Consider the following 18,240-nt stretch of genomic DNA (forward strand, 5'->3'; position numbering starts at 1 on the left):
TCGTAATATTAGCTAAAGTGCTTAGGCTAATAAGATTTTTTAAAGGGTTAATAAAATGATATTGTAAAATAAATTACGTCTGAGCTACGGAAAAATTGAAAATTTTGACGAAGCAATCTCATGCCAAAATCCTGAGATTGCCACGCAGCCTATGGCTGCGTAGCTCATGACGATATCTATAATCAAATAAAATAACTTAGCACTTTTTTAAGTTAGTTTATTCTTTATGTAATTCGTTATTTCTTCTACGACTTCTATAGCTGAAAGCTCTGAAGTATCGATAATTAAAGCATCTGAAGCCGGTAATAACGGTGCGGCTTTTCGCTCCTTATCTCTTTTATCTCGCAAAATTATTTGCTGTAAAATCTCATCGAGTATACATGTTTTTCCTTTTGCTTGCAACTGCTTATATCGTCTTTCAGCCCTAATTTGAGGATTTGCAGTGATAAAAACCTTTAAATCGGCGTCAGGTGCAATAACGGTACCTATATCCCTACCCTCCATAATGATTCTTGGCGTTGTTTTTACTAGATTAATCAGATATTTATTTTGATTATTTCTAACTTCGCTTATTACGGCAATTTGCGAGGCTATATTCCCTATATCCTCATTTTCTAAGTCAAAATTATTATCGAGATTTAATTCTTTAGATAAAGCAATTACTGCATCTATATCAGTGACATCTATTTTTTGATTAATACAGTCAAAAGCAAGCTGCCTATAAACAATACTTGACTGAAAATATTTAAGAGAAAATTTTTTTGCCAATATTAAACCGATAGTCCCTTTACCTGAAGCAGCAGGGCCGTCAAGGGAAATAGTAAAATTTTGAGAAAAATCGAAGGCTTTAGTTTTTAAATCCACCATAAAATTATAGACTAAGTAATAAAATATTATAAATAATAGAAATAAAGCTTGAAATCTAGTACATTATGCAATAAATATAGAATTTAAAATTATAAGCTAACTATGTATAAGGCTTTGCTTGCAAAAGCTTATACATATAATTGGCGTTATAAGGGTGATTAGCTCAGTTGGTTAGAGCATTACGTTGACATCGTAAAGGTCGGTGGTTCGAGTCCACTATCACCCACCATTCTCCATTTTTCGGTATTTCAACAAAGGTATCAAACGGCAAACGCAGCATAAAGTCAAGCTTTTCGGCGTTCAAAGAAAGGTTAGAGAATGTTAAATTTACTAAATTGCGTTTTTCTGCAATTGTCGAACCGGTAAACGCTTGGTGGGCGTTGGAAGCCAGTTCCACTAAGGAAATTAGCATATTTGCGAAACTATCGTCAGCTTTATGCAGGATATCGATATTGCCATCAGACACCTCAAATCTTTTGCCATTGCTAAGAAATAACTAACTTGCTATTTTCGCTACTTCCATCGTACGAATACGATTTTTAATATGAGGCCATTGGTTACGCTGGGCTAATTTTAAATCATATCTTGCTTGTAAATTGATCCATAACTGAGCTGAAGTTTGAAAATATTTGCCGAGTCTCAGTGCCATATCAGCCGTAAGGGTTCGTTTGCCATGCACTATAGCGTGAATACGGCTAGGCGGTACATCAATATCACGAGCTAGCCGGTTTTGACTTATATTCAAAGGCTTCATAAATTCTTCATATAAGACATCACCAGGGGTTATAAGGTCAAGTAATTGGGTCATAAATATTCTCCTAATGATAATCAACAATTTCAACATCGTGAGCATTGCCGTCATGCCAAGTAAAACATATACGCCATTGATCGTTAATACGAATACTATGCTGATTTTTACGATCGCCTGTAAGTAACTCTAACCTATTACCGGGGGGCGTTCTTAATTCGTTAATATTACCGGCAGCATCTAAAAATGCTAACTTTATTTGTGCTTGTCTAGATATAGAATGAAAACGTTTAACTAACTTATCTTCAAATAGTTTCTCTGTATCACGACATGCAAACGATATAATCATACTATAACATTTTTAAAGTATTACATCAAATAGAATAATAACATATATAAAATTTAAAAGCTTAACTCTTAATAAAAACCAATTCGCTATCAGATGAGTGTTTGGGACTAAATTCATAACCTAAATATGAGAAATTCTTAAGTAGTTCAGGTGAATCAATTAGGTTATTAGCGATAACGTTAACCATGTTTCCACGAGCTTTTTTAGCATTTATCCCGATTGTTGATAATTTTTTGTTCCTATTTTCTTTAAAATGAACATTAACTAATTGATATTTAAGCTTATTTGGATTTATTACAGACGAATATTCTTGCGATGCTAGATTAAGTAAATATTTATTTTTATGCTCAGCAAGGATTTTATTAATATAATTAGTGATTTCATCTTGCCAAAAGCTCGTTAAATTTATTTCATTTAGTTTTGTTGTCATTTCTAATCTATACGGCTTAATAGCATCTAGCGGTTTTAAGGCTCCGTAAAGACCTGATATAATAAGCAAATGTGATTGCAGGAAATTTAGTTCATGATTAGTTAGTTTTTCTACATCTATATTATTAAAAGCATCTCCTGCATAAGCAAAAATAGCTGCTTTACTCTTTTGATTATCAAAATCCTTAAATCTTTCTTTATTTATAAGCACAAGCTTTGCACTTATATTCATTATTTCCGATAATTGATTCTCAGAATAGCTTTGGAGTGTAGAAAGTAACTGATTAGTTAAATTAGGGAATATAGGAGTCGTTAGCTCTGTCTTAAGAGCTAACTTCTCAAAATTAAGAGTTTTAGCGGAAGAAATAATAACAAGCATTCCTATCTAACCGGAGTACTCGGAAGAGATGAGGTAGTATTAGCGATATTTCTGTTAGTATTATCAATTGTTTTCATAATTGCATAACTTGGATCACCGTCAAGTTCTACTACTTCTTTTGATTTCGTAGTTTTTTGACCCGTACAACCGATTAAAGCTATAGAAGCAAATAAAATTATTAAATATCTTATCATAAATACCCTGTTTTAATTTTACACTTAAGATAGTTGCCTATTATTATAATGTCAAGTGAGAGGAAAATTTTATTACCCTACCCTATAACATTTAAGTAATAATCTAAAGATTCTGCATAATTTAAATTAGGTTCCTCTTCGCTTTTTTCTATTTCAGGTTCAGGTTTAGGCTTATTATAATTTTTTCTAGTTTCTAAATAATAATCTAAAGATTCTTCATATTCCCATCTAGGGTGATCATCAGATTCTTTTTCTAAATATGTCATTATTAATGATATTTTTTCCTTTAAAGATTCATTACATACTTCTTCAAAAACAGGATAATATTCTTTCTTATTAGATACTAAAGGCATGAGTGCTGCTTTACTATCATTTAAGTAATTATATAATGCTTCAAAAAAAGAATCATATTTCCCATTACCTATAATATCGTGATACATGAGAGAGTCTATATTAAGTGGGTCGTGCCTTGGAGTATATTAATAATGCATCTAAGCCTGGAGTTAAGGAGCAAATAGTAGAAATGTCAATCAACGGCTCTGGAGTTAGAGATACAGTAAGAGTATTAAAAGTGGGTATCAATACAGTTATCCGTGTTTTAAAAAATCTAGTATTAAAAACAATAAATCATTCTATCAGTACAACAAAAGTAATTATTGCTCCTGAGATAGATGAACAATGGTCTTATGTACAGAATAAATCCAGACAACGATGGCTTTGGTATGCCTTGGATAAGATTTCGTTAAAAGTAGTTGCTTATACGTTTGGTACAAGATGTGATAGCACATTAGAATCATTACTGAAAAAACTAGAGAATTTCAAGGTGACTTTTTACTATACAGATGGATGGAGGAGTTATGCTAGGTTATTAGACCCTAAAAAGCATATTATCAGTAAAAAATACACTCAACGGATAGAACGAAGTAACTTGAACCTTAGAACGAGATGCAAGAGGCTTGCACGTAAGACAATCTGCATGACCAATAATTTTAATTAGAGGTAGTATTAAAGTTCAATATTATATATAAGTTTGTTGATAAAAAATGATTTATTTACTAATATCTATATTTCCATAAATAATATTAGTTTTATATGCTACTGCTACTTCCTGAAATAACTTTGACTTTAATAGCACTTTTAGGGCAGTTTTTTGCCGTAATTATACCAAATAAAAATAGAATTATTTCTAATATCGTTATTTTATTATGTATATTATCAATTTTTCTTACCTTTAAGTACTCAAGCTATGAAGGAGTATGGTACTCATTTGCTACCGGAATAAATATCGGTATTAGTAAAAGCATAGTACTGCTATTCACTATTATATCCATGATTATATACCGTGATTACTCTATTCTTGTTGCTGAGGAATTAAAGTTTGAATTTATCACTTTAATATTATTATCGGTCGTAGGTATTTTTGTTGCAATTTCGTCACGGAATTTTCTATTATTATTCTGCGGTATGGAGCTTACTGCTTTAACTTCATATGCACTTGCAGGATTCAAATTAAATGATATTAAATCATCGGAGGGTGCTTTAAAATATTTTATCTTAGGTAGTTTAGTTAGTTGTTTATCATTATTCGGGATTTCTTTTATATATGGATTCGGTGGAAGCCTACAATTTGAGGATATCTTATATAAGCTAAATGATAATTCCGGGATGAATCTTGGTTTAATAATCGGTATTGTATTATTTTTAAGTAGTATTTTCTTCAAACTTTCAAGCGTTCCTCTTCATTTTTGGGCTCCTGACGTATATGAAGGATCACCGATTAGTTCGGTTACTTATTTCACCGCTGCCTCAAAAATAGGTATGGTTATTGTTTTATTAAATATTAGCAAATTAATTATAGGTAATTACTATCCTATTAATTATAATTTAATAAAGATAATTGCTATATTATCTATGCTGTTTGGAGCTTTTGGAGCCATTCGTCAAACTTCTCTAAAAAGATTAATGGCTTATAGTACTATTTTAAATATCGGTTATGTATTAATCGGCGTTCTTCTGCATAATCAAGAAGGGTATAAAGCAGCTTTACTATATATTCTAATATATGCGGTAGGGAGTATAGGATTTTTTACTTGCTTAATTATGCTACTCGGTAAAGACGCCGATAAAGCTAGTTTTAAAACTATACAAGGAATTGCAGAGAACCATAAAACTATAGCTGCCGTAATTAGCATAGTTATGTTCTCGATGATCGGAATTCCTCCTCTCACAGGATTTTTCGGTAAATATTACCTTTTTTACCAAGCAATTAATCAAGAAGAATTCGTATTAGCTTATTGTGGTATTTTTACCAGCATAGTTGCTGCTTTTTATTATCTTAAAGTAGTAAAAGCCATGTATTTTTCTAAAAAGATTGAGATAATTAAGCTTCCTATGCAATATGGGCTCTTACTGATTAATTGCTTAGTTGTAGGCTTCTTGTTGCTCGGTTCATTTATTATCTCGTTTTAGCCGGTGTAGACTTTTTATTAACAACATTAGCCGAAGTAATTTTTGTAGGCTTCATAACCTTTTCTTTTAGATTCTTTATATGTTTTAGATCTTCTTCATCTAATTTTAATAAATCTTGGTCTTCCTGTTTAGCTTTTCTACCTAAACCTAATTGACTTGGAGTAACACTAACAATATCATCCGTTCCGACTTCTTTCTTGAATTTTTCTAGAGCGTCTACATATTCTCTATTTGTGTCTATATTTGTCTTTACAGATTTTTGTTTTGGTTCTTTCTTTATTTTATCAGAAGAATCAGCTAAATTTCTTTCATCTTTAATATCTTCATCTAACTTTCTAGCTTTTTTAGCTAAACCTAATTGACTTGGAGTAACACTAACAATATCATCCGTTCCGACTTCTTTCTTAAATTTTTCTAGAGCGTCTACATATTCTCTATTTGCATCTATATTTGTCTTTGCTGATTTTTGTTTTGGTTCTTTCTTTATTTTATCAGAAGAATCAGCTAAATTTCTTGCATCTTTAATATCTTCATTTAAACTTTTTATTGTCTTTATTAAATGTTTTTTCGCACTATCCCTGATACCGAGTATTTCTAAAATTCTTGCAAAACTAGTAGTAACTTTATTTCTTAATTTAAGTTTTTGTCCTCCTTTTTTTCTTTCTTCATAATTAAGAATTTTCTCAAAATAATCAGGATATTCTTTCATTAATGTTTTTAATCCTTGCTCTTTCACTTCGTAATAAGGAAAACTATATTTTTTAGAAATTAAGCTATTTACTTTAATTTCTAAGCCGTATTCCTTTAAGGATTCTTGTCTTTTTTTCATTGTATCTATTAAACTAGCCTTAATTTCTTCAGGCGTTATTTCTTTAGATTTTTTATTATTAAATTTCTTTGGCATTGCTTGTTTTGCAAATTCTGCAATTGCTTCATTACTATAATATTTAGTTAATTCATCAAAACTTTTATCAATAGTTTTGCTTAAATCAATTTTAGAAACTGCAAGTAAGCTATCGGCAAAATTAGGATTTTTTGTTCTTAAATTAGAAGGAAATTCTCTAAAATGGTTAGTAGGACCGAATCCCGGCAAATGTTTGGCTCTTGAATGCGGATATATATTATTTGTTAAATTATCAAAACTACCGGCAAAATCAATTCTTACTAATTTAGGTAAAGTTTTTGGATTTTTTTGTTCTCTGATAACTCCTATATTTCCAACATGTATATCAAAATCGCCGATCAATAAACTTGCCGGCATAATGTTTTCAAAGTTCTGATACTTAATTTCCTTAAAAGCATTTTCTAAGGTTCTAAATAATTTATTTCTAGCCCCCATAAAAAGCGGTCTACCGCCGTCCTTTCTAAACCAGGAACTCGGTTTAGTTTTAGCAGACATATGTTTATCCATGTCCACATACATATCACTACTATAATTCTCAAAAAATTCAGATTTGACATATATTTGTGAATCAACGGCCTTAGATTTATTAAAATCATCAGGAGCAATTAAATTAACCTTTGCTCCATTTCCGGGACTTATAGCTTCAAAAATTTGGGATCCTAAAAACTCGGCTATATTTTTTGAGCTTGAAGCCTCTTTTTTTATCATCGCCGTAATTTTACCGTCTGAGCTTTGATATACTCCGCCATGCTCTCCTGCTTCATTAGCTCCGCCTCCTTTAGGCTTTAAAAAATTCCAACCTTTAAATACTGATTTCTTATTTTGAGTCATCCTCGCCTCTTTATAATGATTTATATAAAATTGATAATTTTGATATAATTATAAAACATATTATTTATATTATATCAAGGATTGAAGCCGTTTTCTACTTAATTTTATTGTTCCCTAACATTTCAGCTACTTCAAGAGCAGCATAGGTAAATATACCGGTTGCACCGGCACGTTTAAAACTAATTAATGACTCCATCAAAGCTTTCTCCCAATCAATTGCCCCTGCTTCTGCTGCAAATTTTAACATTGCATATTCTCCGCTAACCTGATATGCAAAAATTTTAGCATTAAAATTATTCGCCGCTTCACGAATAACATCCAAAAACATCATACCGGGCTTCACCATAACCATATCGGCTCCCTCTGCTATATCATGCTCAATCTCAAGCATTGCTTCCTTAATATTACGTACATCCATTTGATAGCTTGATTTATCTAAATAATTCTTTTTATTACTCTTAACAGCATCACGAAACGGACCGTAAAAGCTTGAAGCATATTTAGCGGCATAAGCAAGAATTCCAACATTTATAAATCCCTCTTTGTCAAGATATTCCCTTATAGCCCCGATTCTTCCATCCATCATATCGGAAGGTGCAACAATATCTACTCCGGCTTTTGCTAGCACTAATGCTTGATTACATAAAGCTCTTACTGATCTATCATTATCAACTTCCCCATGATGTACAATACCGTCATGACCGCTTGTAGTGTAAGGATCAAGTGCTACATCGCATATTATACCAATATCGATATTAGCGTTTTTGATGCTTCTAATAGTTCTACATATTAAATTATCTAAATTATAAGCCTCATCGGCATTTTCACTTTTTAGACTTTGATCAATACTAGGAAATAATGCAATAGCATTAATACCTAGCTCTGCTGCTTTTTTTGCCGTCTCTACTATTTGATCTATAGAGTAGCGATATATACCGGACATAGTTTTAATTTCTTGTCTTTCATTATGTCCTTCAACAACAAATAAAGGCAACACTAAATCATTAACCGATAAGCTACTTTCGGCTATTAATTCTCTAAGCCAAAAAGCTTTTCTATTTCTTCTAAGTCTAATAAGGGGGTACATAAAATTCACATCTCATTTTAGTTAATAACTTGGATTCTACATATATAAAATATATAACCTAATTATCTTATAGTAAAAATATTGCATTACAAAAAGAAATTTTACTTGCAATTTATAAAAAATTTAAGCAAACTAACGAAAATAAAAATATGGTTTAATTATGTAAATAAATATAGGAGCTTAATATGGCACAAGATAATATTCCAAAATCAGTAAAAGATAGAATAAAAGAGTGGGAAAACAAAACAAATATGTCAGATACCCCACCAAAAAATACAAAACCGGCTGTTCCTCCAAAACCTACTCCTGAGAAAATAAAGGCACGGAACGAGGAACATAAAAAACAGACTGACTTAACTACACATTCTCAAGCACTTGATATATTTGTCGATACCACATCTCCACAAGTAGAAACCCAAAAGCCTATTATTTTTTCAAAACCCGCTCCGGAACAAACAAAAGTACCGGAAGAAACACCTAAAAAACAATCTAATTTAACCGTACAAGAAAAAATAGAGAAATTTTTTAAAAATCATAATATTGATACCAAAGATGCTTTTATTCCAGAATTTAGCCGCTATATAGAATTAAGCAATTCTATGGCAGGAAAGCGTCTTGATGTTACTGTTAAAGCTTATGAACAATCATTAGGACGACTAATAAATCAAGTAGGAGTACCTCAAAAAGAGTTTGTTTCTTTTATAGAAGATGAGCTAATAAAGAATCATCCACATAAAGATAAATTTGAGAAAATCAATCAACATTATAAATTACCTGAGCCACCTAAATTACCTGATATAATTGATAATCTTAGAGAATTAGTAAACAATGATGATATAATAGGTCATTTAAAACAAAGTAGAAAACACATTGAATTTAAAGAAAAAGTAAATAACCTTATTCAAATTTATGATGATAATAAACATAATCCAGCTGCTATAACTAAAGTTGAAGCAAAACTGAAAGAGGTAGGTAAATGGTGTGAAGAAACTACAAAAATGGATAATAATCCTATTTGGAAAAATATTGGTAATTTTATAAAATATTCATTTACCGGAGATAAAGCTAAAGCTGCTTTTTATAAAGACGCTATAAAAAATTCTACTCAAAATACTAAAAAAGCTATAGCAGAAATACAAAAATCTCTTACTAATCCTTTTCCTCATTCATCTAATGTTCCACCGTCGAAGAATAAAGGAGAAAGATATAGAAGCTAATAAAAACTTTTAGGATCGATATCTATTTTTAGATGGCAAAAAGAAGGAATTTTTATAAGGCTTAGCCAAAATTTTAAATATTTCTGCAAATTAAATTTCTTATCGGCTATAATAAGTATCCGGTAACGATATTTACCGGCGAGCTTTGACATTAATGAGCTTGCCGGTCCTAAAATTTTCACGTTTGCTTTTGGTGCAATTCGGACCATAGCTCTAGCAATCTCTAAAATTTTAGACTCATTGGAACCTGATAAAATTACCGATGCCGTTTTGGAAAATGGCGGCATATCTGCTGATTTTCTTATTTCAAGTTCATTTGCAAAAAAACTATCTTCATCGCCGGCTTTAACATAACTAAAAATTATATTATCAGGATAATAGCTTTGTAAATATACTACACCTTTACCATCTCCCCTACCCGCTCTACCGCCTACTTGATGTAGTAGCTGAAAAGTTCGCTCAGATGCTCTAAGATCGGCGTTATTACTCCCAAGATCGGCATCTATTACTCCAACTAAAGTAAGATTTGGAAAATGATAGCCTTTTGTTATTATTTGTGTGCCTATTAAAATATCAATTTCTAGATTTTCCATTTGATGTAGAAGTTGTGCTATTTTTTCCGGACTTTTAGCATGATCTTTACTTATCACCGCAATTTTACTCTCAGGAAAAAGTGCCTTTGCTTCTTCCTCTATTCTTTCTATTCCTGGACCACAGATAGTTAATGTTTCATCCTCTAGACATTCAGGACAAGAACTAAAAATTTTACTTTGATAACCGCAATGGTGACATTCAAGTTTTTTAGTTGCTTTATGTACTACCATCCAAGAAGAGCAGAATTTACAGGTAAATCTGTGACCGCAAGCTTTACATAGCATGAGCGGAGCATAACCACGCCTATTAAGAAATAATAATACTTGCTTTTTATTATCTAAATTATCTTTGATAGCTTCTATAAGAAGCTTGGATAAATAGGAATTCTTAGATAGCTTTTCTTTAGTCATATCGATTATTTCTATATTCGGCAAATCGACATTTTTGTATCTATTAACCAATGTAACCAATTGATATTTACCTATTTCTATATTATACATCGTTTCAATAGACGGTGTTGCCGAACACAAAACAATTTGTGCTTTATCAAATGTACCTCTTACGATAGCCGTATCCCGAGCATTATATAATATACCGTCATCTTGTTTATAGGAATCGTCATGCTCTTCATCTATAACCACCAAACCGAGATTTTTAAAAGGTAAAAATAAACTACTTCTAGCCCCAATTACTACTTTAACTTTATCGCTTAATATACCTCTTAAAATCATTTTCTTTTGAGCTTTGGTAACGCTTGAGTTCCATATGATAGGCTCAAAACCGAATCGCTCTATAAAACGACTAATAATTTGTGTACTTAAAGCAATTTCAGGCAACATAACAAGCACTTGTTTGCCTTTTGCTAAGTAGTCTGCTATTAAATGAAAATATATTTCCGTTTTACCTGACCCCGTAACACCTTTAATAATCACAGGCTTACGGCTTTCATTTAAGACTGTTACTGCCCTATTCTGCTCTTCTGACAAATCAGGTAGCACAAAGTTATTATTTACTTTCTGCTCTTTAACTTTAATCGGTTTTTCAGCAATATCTATAGGTAATACTAACTTGGCTATGCTCCCAAGTTCTGACATATAGTAACCGCTCATCCATTTAATCAGCTCTAAAACTTCTGAAGTAATATTTAAATTTAATGGTACTTTTTCTTTTACGGTTTTTAGCTTTTTTGCTTCAGGAGTGGTAGCAAATTCCCATACTGTACCGGTTAATTCCTTATTTCTAAAAGGCACTACAACAAGATCACCGATATTTAGCTCCAAATCTTCTGGTATTAAATAGTCTAAAGGGAATAATTTTGCTGCCGGTAATAATATTTTTGCTATTCGCATATATAATGTATTTTATAATTTTTTTTTTATTATATACTAAACTGATAAATTATAGAAACCTAGATGAATAAAGATAAAAAAATTATTATAGCAATTTCCGGAGCATCAGGTGCTATATACGGTATTCGTTTGCTTGAAGTACTAAAAGAACAAAATATCGAAACTCATTTAGTTATTTCAGAGGGAGCAGCTCTTACTATAAAGCTTGAAACTAAATATTCTATAGATGAAGTTAAGTTTCTAGCTGATTATTGCTATGACGATAAAGATTTAGGTGCTAGCATTTCAAGCGGTTCTTTTAAAACTTTGGGAATGATAATAGCTCCTTGTAGTATGAAGACCTTAGCAAGTATTGCTCACTCAATGGAAGATAGTTTAATTAGTAGAGCAGCAGGTGTTGTACTTAAAGATAGACGAAAACTTATTTTAATGACCCGTGAGACTCCGCTACATATCGGACATTTAGAAAATATGTTAAAAGTAGCGAATTACGGCGGTATCATAGCACCGCCCATACCAGCTTTTTATAATAATCCTAAAGCAATAGATGATATAGTGAATCATTCTATTACTAGAGTTTTAGATTTTTTTGATATTGAAACTAATTTAATTAAACGTTGGGGGAGTGTTTAATTAAAAATTAGTTCTAAATATAATAATAGTACTACAATCATTTTTAATATAGAATATAATTGTAGGTTAATCTTAATGATTGCGGTATCCATATGGTAAATAGTGCTAAAATAGCTAAAGACGGTAGAGTCTCTATACCGGCTGCTTATAGGAAACAATTACATTTAAAAGAAGGGGATAAAGTAGTATTTACTCTTAAAGAAAATGAGGTGGTAATTTCTCCATTAAGTTTTGTATTAAAAAAAGTCCATACTAATATCAATAAATACTACTCTTCGGAAGAAAGTTTAGTAGATAAATTGATCGCTGAACGTAGAAATGAAGCAAAAAATGAATAATGTAATATTTGATGCGTCAACCTTATTGGCTCTAATAAAGAATGAAAGCGTTAATATAGAATTAAAAAAATTATTAGGAAATGTATCCATGTCTTCCGTTAATGTTTCTGAAGTAGCCGGAATTTTATTAGAATCTGGAATATCATATCAAGAATGTAAGGATTATATAGAGCCATTTGTAAATTCTATTGTACCTTTTGATGAGAAACAATCTTTTCTTGCTGCAACTATAAAAAAACAAACTAGACATTTAGGCTTATCGCTTGGAGATCGTGCTTGTATTACACTAGGGTTAATTACCGGCTATCCTACATACACGGCAGATAAAGCATGGGCTAATGTGCAATTAAATTGTAAAATTATACTTATTCGTTAAGTAATAAATAAAATGACAAATATACTAACTGATGATGAAGATAATTTACCTACAAGGGTTTTACCTTCAAATGTTCAAGCAGAACAAATGCTACTTGGAGCGATTTTAACTAATAATGAATTACTTAGTTATGTATCGGAATTTTTGCGCGAGGGACATTTTTTCGAACCTATTCATCAAAAAATCTATAACGCAATTGAAAAAATTACCGAAAAAGGTTTGATAGCTACACCTATTACTTTACGTAGTATGTTAACTCAAGATGAACTATTTCAAGAAATAGAAGGAGCGGAATATTTAGCAAAATTGATAACTATGTCAATGATGGTAATAAATCCGGTTGATTACGGTAAAATAATATATGATTTAGCAATAAAGCGTAATTTAATCAATATCGGTGAAGAAGTAGTAAACGACGCTTATAACTCCTCATTAGAGATTGAAGCAAGAGAACAGATTGAACATGCCGAGGCTAAACTTTACGATTTAGCTAGCGAAGGCCTAAATGAAAAGAGTTTTACCAGAATCGGTATTCCTATTTCGGAATCCCTTGCTAGCATCAATAGAGCTATGAAAAATAACGATCACGTAATCGGTATATCTACAGGTTTACTTGATCTAGATAATAAATTATTCGGCTTTCATAATTCCGATCTTTTAATTCTCGCAGGACGTCCATCGATGGGTAAAACAGCATTTGCTATAAATCTTGCACTTAACGCCTGTAATAATATGCGTCTTAAAAATATTAGAGATAATCAGGAAATTCAGTCGGTAGGTTTTTTCTCTTTAGAAATGTCCTCAGAACAGCTAACCACACGTCTACTTTCAATGTGTGCAGAAATTGATTCTACTTCTCTTCGTACGGGGATTCTAGGTGAAGAAAAATATAACCGTCTTCGCAAAGAAGCAAATACTTTATCGGAATTACAATTTTTTATCGATGATACCCCTGCTCTATCTATTTCCGCTATAAGAACAAGAGCTAGAAGAATGAAACGCAAGCATAACCTCGGTATATTATTTATCGATTATTTACAATTAATTAGAGGAGTAAGTAAATCTGAAAATAGAGTTAGCGAGATTTCAGAAATAACCCAAGGTTTAAAGGCAATAGCAAAAGAGTTAAATATTCCGGTTATTGCGTTATCTCAGCTTTCAAGAGCGGTAGAACTACGTGAGGATAAAAAACCTATGCTATCCGACCTTAGAGAATCAGGAACTATAGAACAGGATGCTGATATAGTAATGTTTATTTACCGTGAAGAATATTATTTAACAAGAAAAGAACCGGCAGCAGGCGATGCTAAACATGCCGAATGGTTAGATAAGCTCAATAAAGTATATAATATTGCCGATATAATTGTTGCAAAACATCGTAACGGACCGGTTGGAAATGTTCCGCTTTATTATGATAGTCAATTTTCTAAATTTGGTAATTTGGAGAAAAGAAGTTTTAGTTCTAATTAAATCAGAATTACTTTAACGTCATTATTGCGTGGACACCAAGCCGTCATTGCGAGCGAACGTTAGTGAGCGTGGCAATCTCAGGAATGTTTCCCGAGATTGCTTCGTCAGTTACTTCGTAACTTCCTCGCAATGACGACGTTTGTCGTTTATTTTTTTCTACCCATTTTATTGCTTTATCAAGCACCTCATTATTATTGTCCCTATAAAGCCACATCTCATTATCAGGAATGAACTTACCGGCATATTTCTTTCCTAAGGATATTTGCCCGTTATTCCCTGCTTGCTTGATTGTCTTTGTATTATTTTCTATTATCATAATTCCTATTTTTCAATATTACTATATATTATTGGTCATGCCTCCATATTGCAGTTACGCCTATTAAAAAGCTATACGTTCAATAAGAGTACCAATAACCTTATCATGAATATCCAATGACTTGGAAAAGCAGATTGTCTTACGTGCAAGCCTCTTGCATCTCGTTCTAAGGTTCAAGTTACTTCGTTCTATCCGTTGAGTGTATTTTTTACTGATAATATGCTTTTTAGGGTCTAATAACCTAGCATAACTCCCCCATCCATCTGTATAGTAAAAAGTCACCTTGAAATTCTCTAGTTTTTTCAGTAATGATTCTAATGTGCTATCACATCTTGTACCAAACGTATAAGCAACTACTTTTAACGAAATCTTATCCAAGGCATACCAAAGCCATCGTTGTCTGGATTTATTCTGTACATAAGACCATTGTTCATCTATCTCAGGAGCAATAATTACTTCTGTTGTACTGATAGAATGATTTATTGTTTTTAATACTAGATTTTTTTAAAACACGGGTCATGCCTCCATATTGCAGTTACGCCTATTAAAAAGCTATACGTTCAATAAGAGTACCAATAACCTTATCATGAATATCCAATGACTTGGAAAAGCAGATTGTCTTACGTGCAAGCCTCTTGCATCTCGTTCTAAGGTTCAAGTTACTTCGTTCTATCCGTTGAGTGTATTTTTTACTGATAATATGCTTTTTAGGGTCTAATAACCTAGCATAACTCCTCCATCCATCTGTATAGTAAAAAGTCACCTTGAAATTCTCTAGTTTTTTCAGTAATGATTCTAATGTGCTATCACATCTTGTACCAAACGTATAAGCAACTACTTTTAACGAAATCTTATCCAAGGCATACCAAAGCCATCGTTGTCTGGATTTATTCTGTACATAAGACCATTGTTCATCTATCTCAGGAGCAATAATTACTTTTGTTGTACTGATAGAATGATTTATTGTTTTTAATACTAGATTTTTTAAAACACGGATAACTGTATTGATACCCGCTTTTAATACTCTTACTGTATCTCTAACTCCAGAGCCGTTGATTGACATTTCTACTATTTGCTCCTTAACTCCAGGCTTAGATGCATTATTAATATACTCCAATTGAAAATATCGATTACACCGCTTGCATTGATATCTCTGTTGTTTTGAAATTGAATATCCTGACTTTATTACTTCTTCTGTGTTGTTACAATATCTACACTTAACATCTATTTTTGCCATAACTCCTTAACTATAATTCTCTCTTATTACTGTTTGAGGATTATAGACTATTTACTCTAAACTGCAATACGGAGGCACGACCAAAACACGGATAACTGTATTGATACCCACTTTTAATACTCTTACTGTATCTCTAACTCCAGAGCCGTTGATTGACATTTCTACTATTTGCTCCTTAACTCCAGGCTTAGATGCATTATTAATATACTCCAATTGAAAATATCGATTACACCGCTTGCATTGATATCTCTGTTGTTTTGAAATTGAATATCCTGACTTTATTACTTCTTCTGTGTTGTTACAATATCTACACTTAACATCTATTTTTGCCATAACTCCTTAACTATAATTCTCTCTTATTACTGTTTGAGGATTATAGACTATTTACTCTAAACTGCAATACGGAGGCACGACCCAAGAATCATACCGGCAAACCCTAAAATTGTAATAAAAGCATTAGGTACTACTACTGCTACAATATAAGCCGGTAATATAGTAACAATAGCGGCAGTCATATTACGAATTACTACATTCGGTATCGAATTCATAAACATAGTTTTAAGAGAATCACATAGCCCTACTCCTACTCCGAGTATTGATGTAGCGATAGCAAGAGTTGAAATTATCCAAACTAATAATTGTACGGACTGCCATTTTGCTATATTACTTAATTCCTTAATTAAATCTCCGACTTCTACATTACTTGTAATCATTTGTTGATAAAATGTTGGATTATTATGATGTACTACAATAAGAATACTACAAGTCCAAATTATATATACTATTGCAGGAATTAAGCTTCCAAATAAAAACGCCGTCTTTAGCATTTTAGCATCTTTGTTACAATAATGAGTTAAGGTATGGAAGATTACTTGGAAACCAAATGAAGTAAAAACTACCGGAGTTACTACGCCCCATATAGATATTTCTTTATAATTTGGTGAGAATAAAGGTAAATTGTCCCACTGAATCATGGAAACAAGTCCAATAACTAAAATTGCAATTATTATAAGCAACCCGATAAATAGCACTCGATTTATATAATCTACTAACTTTAGAGGTAATAATAATATTAGAATGCTAATAATAACATACCATGCTCCTATATAAGTTATACTTGTATCTAAAGCTAATAACTTCTGTAATATTGAAGAACCCCCATATATAAATACTGCAAGTAAAGCATATGAAAGGAGCTTAAGGCTTACCGTACCGATGATTTGAGCAGTATGTCCTGAAAAATATTTTCCCAATGCTCCAAGTGTTAAACCTTTACCCGCTTGAAGATTAAGCTCCAGGTTAATTAAAGAAGTATAATACATTATAAACCAAATTATAAACATCAATATTATACTAGGTATTATACCTAATTTTGCTAATACCATAGGCAGTGCTATCATACCGCTACCTATACAAGTACCTGAAATTAACAGGATTGAACCAATAAGTTTTTGCATAATTTAATGAAGTTTAGATTGAAGAAAAAAGTATGTAATTTTTGCTAAAAAGAAAATCAGCTAAAAAAAGAAGATAAGATTTTAAAGGAAAAAGTTTTGATAAGTAAAATTAACATTCGTATAATTTTGTTAAAGCACATATAACGATATAGTATAATTATATTAATTATTTATGTCAAATTATTAATATTGCTTTTTAAGGGTATTTTTGTATGTTTTTATTAGACAGCTTTCTAAATAACCTCTAGAAGCTGGTTTAGAAAGATGTCTATGAAATTTACTATATTTAAAAATGCCGAGATTAGCCAAAATAATTAGTAATGCAGGAATATGTTCTAGGCGTGATGCTGAAAAGCTGATAGCTGAAGGACAGGTAAAAGTAGACGGCATTACAATTTTATCACCGGCTACAAATGTTGATATTAGTAATCAAATTGAAGTATCAGGCATATTAATCAATCAATCGCAAAAACCAAGGCTTTGGATTTATTACAAGCCTGTCGGTTTAATTACCACTCATAAAGACCCTTTATCTCGTAAAACGGTGTTTGAACAACTAACCGGTTTACCTCGTGTAATTTCAATAGGTAGGCTGGATTTAAATAGCGAAGGTTTGTTATTACTAACTAATAGCGGTGACTTAGCTCGTCAGTTTGAGCTACCCTCAAATAGGTTAAAGCGAGTATATCATGTTAGGGCATATGGGAAGTCTGATATTCTACTAAAAAGCGATTATAAAAATTTAGAAATTGACGGGATATTTTATAATCCTCATTCGATAAAGTTACTTAAGCAAAATAAGAGTAATTCTTGGTTTGAAGTAGTTTTATTTGAAGGAAAAAATCGGGAAATTAGAAGAATATTCGAGTATTTTGGACTAAAAGTTAACAAATTAATTAGGATTCAATATGGTAGTTTTACAATAGATAATCTAAAACCCGGAGCTTATAAAGAAATAAATAATAAAATACTGGGAAAATAATTAGTAATGTGTTA

At 31.7% G+C, this 18,240-nt stretch carries 21 protein-coding genes, 1 tRNA gene and 1 pseudogene; 9 read left to right on the top strand and 14 right to left on the bottom strand.

Going from position 1 to position 18,240, the window contains the following annotated elements; translation table 11 throughout:
- Positions 1 to 207: 207 nt before the first annotated feature.
- Positions 208 to 867, bottom strand: coding sequence for a (d)CMP kinase (cmk, locus tag ACNFN7_RS00420; protein WP_485440421.1), 660 nt, complete (start codon positions 865 to 867; stop codon positions 208 to 210).
- Positions 868 to 1,019: 152 nt separating this feature from the next.
- Between cmk and ACNFN7_RS00425 the strand changes: the two genes are divergently transcribed.
- Positions 1,020 to 1,096 (top strand) — tRNA-Val (locus tag ACNFN7_RS00425).
- Between the two features lie 267 nt (positions 1,097 to 1,363).
- Here the strand turns inward: ACNFN7_RS00425 and ACNFN7_RS00430 are convergent.
- The 5 genes from ACNFN7_RS00430 to ACNFN7_RS00450 form a co-directional block, all read right to left on the bottom strand.
- The gene (locus tag ACNFN7_RS00430) at positions 1,364 to 1,675 is read right to left on the bottom strand and encodes a HigA family addiction module antitoxin (protein ID WP_485440422.1); all 312 of its coding nucleotides are present in this window, start codon (positions 1,673 to 1,675) and stop codon (positions 1,364 to 1,366) included.
- Between the two features lie 10 nt (positions 1,676 to 1,685).
- Positions 1,686 to 1,964, bottom strand: a complete 279-nt coding sequence (locus tag ACNFN7_RS00435) for a type II toxin-antitoxin system RelE/ParE family toxin (protein ID WP_485440423.1) — start codon at positions 1,962 to 1,964, stop codon at positions 1,686 to 1,688.
- Between the two features lie 61 nt (positions 1,965 to 2,025).
- Positions 2,026 to 2,772 (bottom strand): YaaA family protein, encoded by a 747-nt coding sequence (locus ACNFN7_RS00440; RefSeq protein ID WP_485440424.1) that lies wholly within the window; start codon positions 2,770 to 2,772, stop codon positions 2,026 to 2,028.
- Positions 2,773 to 2,774: 2 nt separating this feature from the next.
- Positions 2,775 to 2,966: a hypothetical protein gene (locus ACNFN7_RS00445; protein ID WP_039594994.1), complete on the bottom strand. Its 192-nt coding sequence runs from the start codon at positions 2,964 to 2,966 to the stop codon at positions 2,775 to 2,777.
- 77 nt (positions 2,967 to 3,043) lie between these two features.
- The gene (locus ACNFN7_RS00450; RefSeq protein WP_485440425.1) at positions 3,044 to 3,406 is read right to left on the bottom strand and encodes a hypothetical protein; all 363 of its coding nucleotides are present in this window, start codon (positions 3,404 to 3,406) and stop codon (positions 3,044 to 3,046) included.
- A gap of 29 nt (positions 3,407 to 3,435) precedes the next feature.
- Between ACNFN7_RS00450 and ACNFN7_RS00455 the strand changes: the two genes are divergently transcribed.
- Together ACNFN7_RS00455 and nuoN are read left to right on the top strand one after the other, a co-directional pair.
- Positions 3,436 to 3,963 (top strand): IS1 family transposase, encoded by a 528-nt coding sequence (locus ACNFN7_RS00455; RefSeq protein WP_485440426.1) that lies wholly within the window; start codon positions 3,436 to 3,438, stop codon positions 3,961 to 3,963.
- 95 nt (positions 3,964 to 4,058) lie between these two features.
- Entirely contained in the window at positions 4,059 to 5,435 is a 1,377-nt protein-coding gene (nuoN, locus tag ACNFN7_RS00460) for an NADH-quinone oxidoreductase subunit NuoN (protein ID WP_485440427.1), read from the top strand.
- On the opposite strand, the gene ACNFN7_RS00465 is transcribed toward nuoN, so the two are convergent.
- Together ACNFN7_RS00465 and hemB are read right to left on the bottom strand one after the other, a co-directional pair.
- Complete coding sequence (locus ACNFN7_RS00465) at positions 5,422 to 7,170, bottom strand: hypothetical protein (RefSeq protein WP_485440428.1); 1,749 nt, start codon at positions 7,168 to 7,170, stop codon at positions 5,422 to 5,424. The two genes, nuoN and ACNFN7_RS00465, sit on opposite strands and share 14 nt — an antisense overlap.
- A 94-nt stretch (positions 7,171 to 7,264) precedes the next feature.
- Positions 7,265 to 8,257, bottom strand: coding sequence for a porphobilinogen synthase (gene hemB, locus ACNFN7_RS00470; protein ID WP_485440429.1), 993 nt, complete (start codon positions 8,255 to 8,257; stop codon positions 7,265 to 7,267).
- Positions 8,258 to 8,442: 185 nt separating this feature from the next.
- On the opposite strand from hemB, the gene ACNFN7_RS00475 reads away from it, so the two are divergent.
- A complete protein-coding gene (locus ACNFN7_RS00475; protein WP_485440430.1) occupies positions 8,443 to 9,474 on the top strand; it encodes a hypothetical protein in 1,032 nt (343 codons plus the stop codon).
- On the opposite strand, the gene ACNFN7_RS00480 is transcribed toward ACNFN7_RS00475, so the two are convergent.
- Positions 9,471 to 11,417: a primosomal protein N' gene (locus tag ACNFN7_RS00480; protein ID WP_485440431.1), complete on the bottom strand. Its 1,947-nt coding sequence runs from the start codon at positions 11,415 to 11,417 to the stop codon at positions 9,471 to 9,473. The two genes, ACNFN7_RS00475 and ACNFN7_RS00480, sit on opposite strands and share 4 nt — an antisense overlap.
- Before the next feature lie 63 nt (positions 11,418 to 11,480).
- Between ACNFN7_RS00480 and ACNFN7_RS00485 the strand changes: the two genes are divergently transcribed.
- From ACNFN7_RS00485 to ACNFN7_RS00500, 4 genes are all read left to right on the top strand, one after another.
- Positions 11,481 to 12,050, top strand: a complete 570-nt coding sequence (locus ACNFN7_RS00485) for a UbiX family flavin prenyltransferase (protein ID WP_485440432.1) — start codon at positions 11,481 to 11,483, stop codon at positions 12,048 to 12,050.
- 92 nt (positions 12,051 to 12,142) lie between these two features.
- A complete protein-coding gene (locus tag ACNFN7_RS00490) occupies positions 12,143 to 12,388 on the top strand; it encodes an AbrB/MazE/SpoVT family DNA-binding domain-containing protein (RefSeq protein WP_218460335.1) in 246 nt (81 codons plus the stop codon).
- Positions 12,381 to 12,764, top strand: coding sequence for a type II toxin-antitoxin system VapC family toxin (locus ACNFN7_RS00495; RefSeq protein ID WP_485440433.1), 384 nt, complete (start codon positions 12,381 to 12,383; stop codon positions 12,762 to 12,764). Before ACNFN7_RS00490 ends, ACNFN7_RS00495 begins: the two co-directional genes overlap by 8 nt.
- 12 nt (positions 12,765 to 12,776) lie before the next feature.
- Entirely contained in the window at positions 12,777 to 14,234 is a 1,458-nt protein-coding gene (locus ACNFN7_RS00500; protein WP_485440434.1) for a replicative DNA helicase, read from the top strand.
- 43 nt (positions 14,235 to 14,277) lie between these two features.
- On the opposite strand, the gene ACNFN7_RS00505 is transcribed toward ACNFN7_RS00500, so the two are convergent.
- The 5 genes and pseudogenes from ACNFN7_RS00505 to ACNFN7_RS00525 all read right to left on the bottom strand — a co-directional run bounded on the left by ACNFN7_RS00505 (position 14,278) and on the right by ACNFN7_RS00525 (position 17,244).
- Positions 14,278 to 14,550, bottom strand: a complete 273-nt coding sequence (locus tag ACNFN7_RS00505; RefSeq protein ID WP_011271189.1) for a hypothetical protein — start codon at positions 14,548 to 14,550, stop codon at positions 14,278 to 14,280.
- A 63-nt stretch (positions 14,551 to 14,613) separates the two neighbouring features.
- Positions 14,614 to 15,033, bottom strand: coding sequence for an IS1 family transposase (locus tag ACNFN7_RS00510; protein WP_485440853.1), 420 nt, complete (start codon positions 15,031 to 15,033; stop codon positions 14,614 to 14,616).
- Positions 15,034 to 15,094: 61 nt separating this feature from the next.
- Entirely contained in the window at positions 15,095 to 15,787 is a 693-nt protein-coding gene (locus ACNFN7_RS00515) for an IS1 family transposase (protein ID WP_485440435.1), read from the bottom strand.
- An 81-nt stretch (positions 15,788 to 15,868) separates the two neighbouring features.
- A pseudogene (locus tag ACNFN7_RS00520) lies at positions 15,869 to 16,120 on the bottom strand (IS1-like element transposase); the annotation flags it as partial.
- 56 nt (positions 16,121 to 16,176) lie between these two features.
- Positions 16,177 to 17,244: an aromatic amino acid transport family protein gene (locus ACNFN7_RS00525; protein WP_485440436.1), complete on the bottom strand. Its 1,068-nt coding sequence runs from the start codon at positions 17,242 to 17,244 to the stop codon at positions 16,177 to 16,179.
- Between the two features lie 292 nt (positions 17,245 to 17,536).
- Between ACNFN7_RS00525 and ACNFN7_RS00530 the strand changes: the two genes are divergently transcribed.
- Entirely contained in the window at positions 17,537 to 18,226 is a 690-nt protein-coding gene (locus ACNFN7_RS00530) for a pseudouridine synthase (protein WP_485440437.1), read from the top strand.
- Positions 18,227 to 18,240 lie beyond the last annotated feature (14 nt).

Source organism: Rickettsia sp. MAE-05, assembly GCF_057319745.1.

What these genes read in the sequence shown, in the direction of transcription:
- ACNFN7_RS00495 (WP_485440433.1), top strand. Translation starts at nt 12,381, where the DNA reads ATGAATAATGTAATATTTGATGCGTCAACCTTATTGGCTCTAATAAAG.
- ACNFN7_RS00475 (WP_485440430.1), top strand. Translation starts at nt 8,443, where the DNA reads ATGGCACAAGATAATATTCCAAAATCAGTAAAAGATAGAATAAAAGAG.
- ACNFN7_RS00490 (WP_218460335.1), top strand. Translation starts at nt 12,143, where the DNA reads ATGGTAAATAGTGCTAAAATAGCTAAAGACGGTAGAGTCTCTATACCG.
- ACNFN7_RS00485 (WP_485440432.1), top strand. Translation starts at nt 11,481, where the DNA reads ATGAATAAAGATAAAAAAATTATTATAGCAATTTCCGGAGCATCAGGT.
- ACNFN7_RS00465 (WP_485440428.1), bottom strand. Translation starts at nt 7,170, where the DNA reads ATGACTCAAAATAAGAAATCAGTATTTAAAGGTTGGAATTTTTTAAAG.
- ACNFN7_RS00435 (WP_485440423.1), bottom strand. Translation starts at nt 1,964, where the DNA reads ATGATTATATCGTTTGCATGTCGTGATACAGAGAAACTATTTGAAGAT.
- ACNFN7_RS00505 (WP_011271189.1), bottom strand. Translation starts at nt 14,550, where the DNA reads ATGATAATAGAAAATAATACAAAGACAATCAAGCAAGCAGGGAATAAC.
- ACNFN7_RS00530 (WP_485440437.1), top strand. Translation starts at nt 17,537, where the DNA reads ATGCCGAGATTAGCCAAAATAATTAGTAATGCAGGAATATGTTCTAGG.
- ACNFN7_RS00480 (WP_485440431.1), bottom strand. Translation starts at nt 11,417, where the DNA reads ATGCGAATAGCAAAAATATTATTACCGGCAGCAAAATTATTCCCTTTA.
- ACNFN7_RS00525 (WP_485440436.1), bottom strand. Translation starts at nt 17,244, where the DNA reads ATGCAAAAACTTATTGGTTCAATCCTGTTAATTTCAGGTACTTGTATA.
- nuoN (WP_485440427.1), top strand. Translation starts at nt 4,059, where the DNA reads ATGCTACTGCTACTTCCTGAAATAACTTTGACTTTAATAGCACTTTTA.
- hemB (WP_485440429.1), bottom strand. Translation starts at nt 8,257, where the DNA reads ATGTACCCCCTTATTAGACTTAGAAGAAATAGAAAAGCTTTTTGGCTT.
- ACNFN7_RS00450 (WP_485440425.1), bottom strand. Translation starts at nt 3,406, where the DNA reads ATGTATCACGATATTATAGGTAATGGGAAATATGATTCTTTTTTTGAA.
- ACNFN7_RS00430 (WP_485440422.1), bottom strand. Translation starts at nt 1,675, where the DNA reads ATGACCCAATTACTTGACCTTATAACCCCTGGTGATGTCTTATATGAA.
- ACNFN7_RS00440 (WP_485440424.1), bottom strand. Translation starts at nt 2,772, where the DNA reads ATGCTTGTTATTATTTCTTCCGCTAAAACTCTTAATTTTGAGAAGTTA.
- cmk (WP_485440421.1), bottom strand. Translation starts at nt 867, where the DNA reads ATGGTGGATTTAAAAACTAAAGCCTTCGATTTTTCTCAAAATTTTACT.
- ACNFN7_RS00500 (WP_485440434.1), top strand. Translation starts at nt 12,777, where the DNA reads ATGACAAATATACTAACTGATGATGAAGATAATTTACCTACAAGGGTT.
- ACNFN7_RS00515 (WP_485440435.1), bottom strand. Translation starts at nt 15,787, where the DNA reads ATGGCAAAAATAGATGTTAAGTGTAGATATTGTAACAACACAGAAGAA.
- ACNFN7_RS00445 (WP_039594994.1), bottom strand. Translation starts at nt 2,966, where the DNA reads ATGATAAGATATTTAATAATTTTATTTGCTTCTATAGCTTTAATCGGT.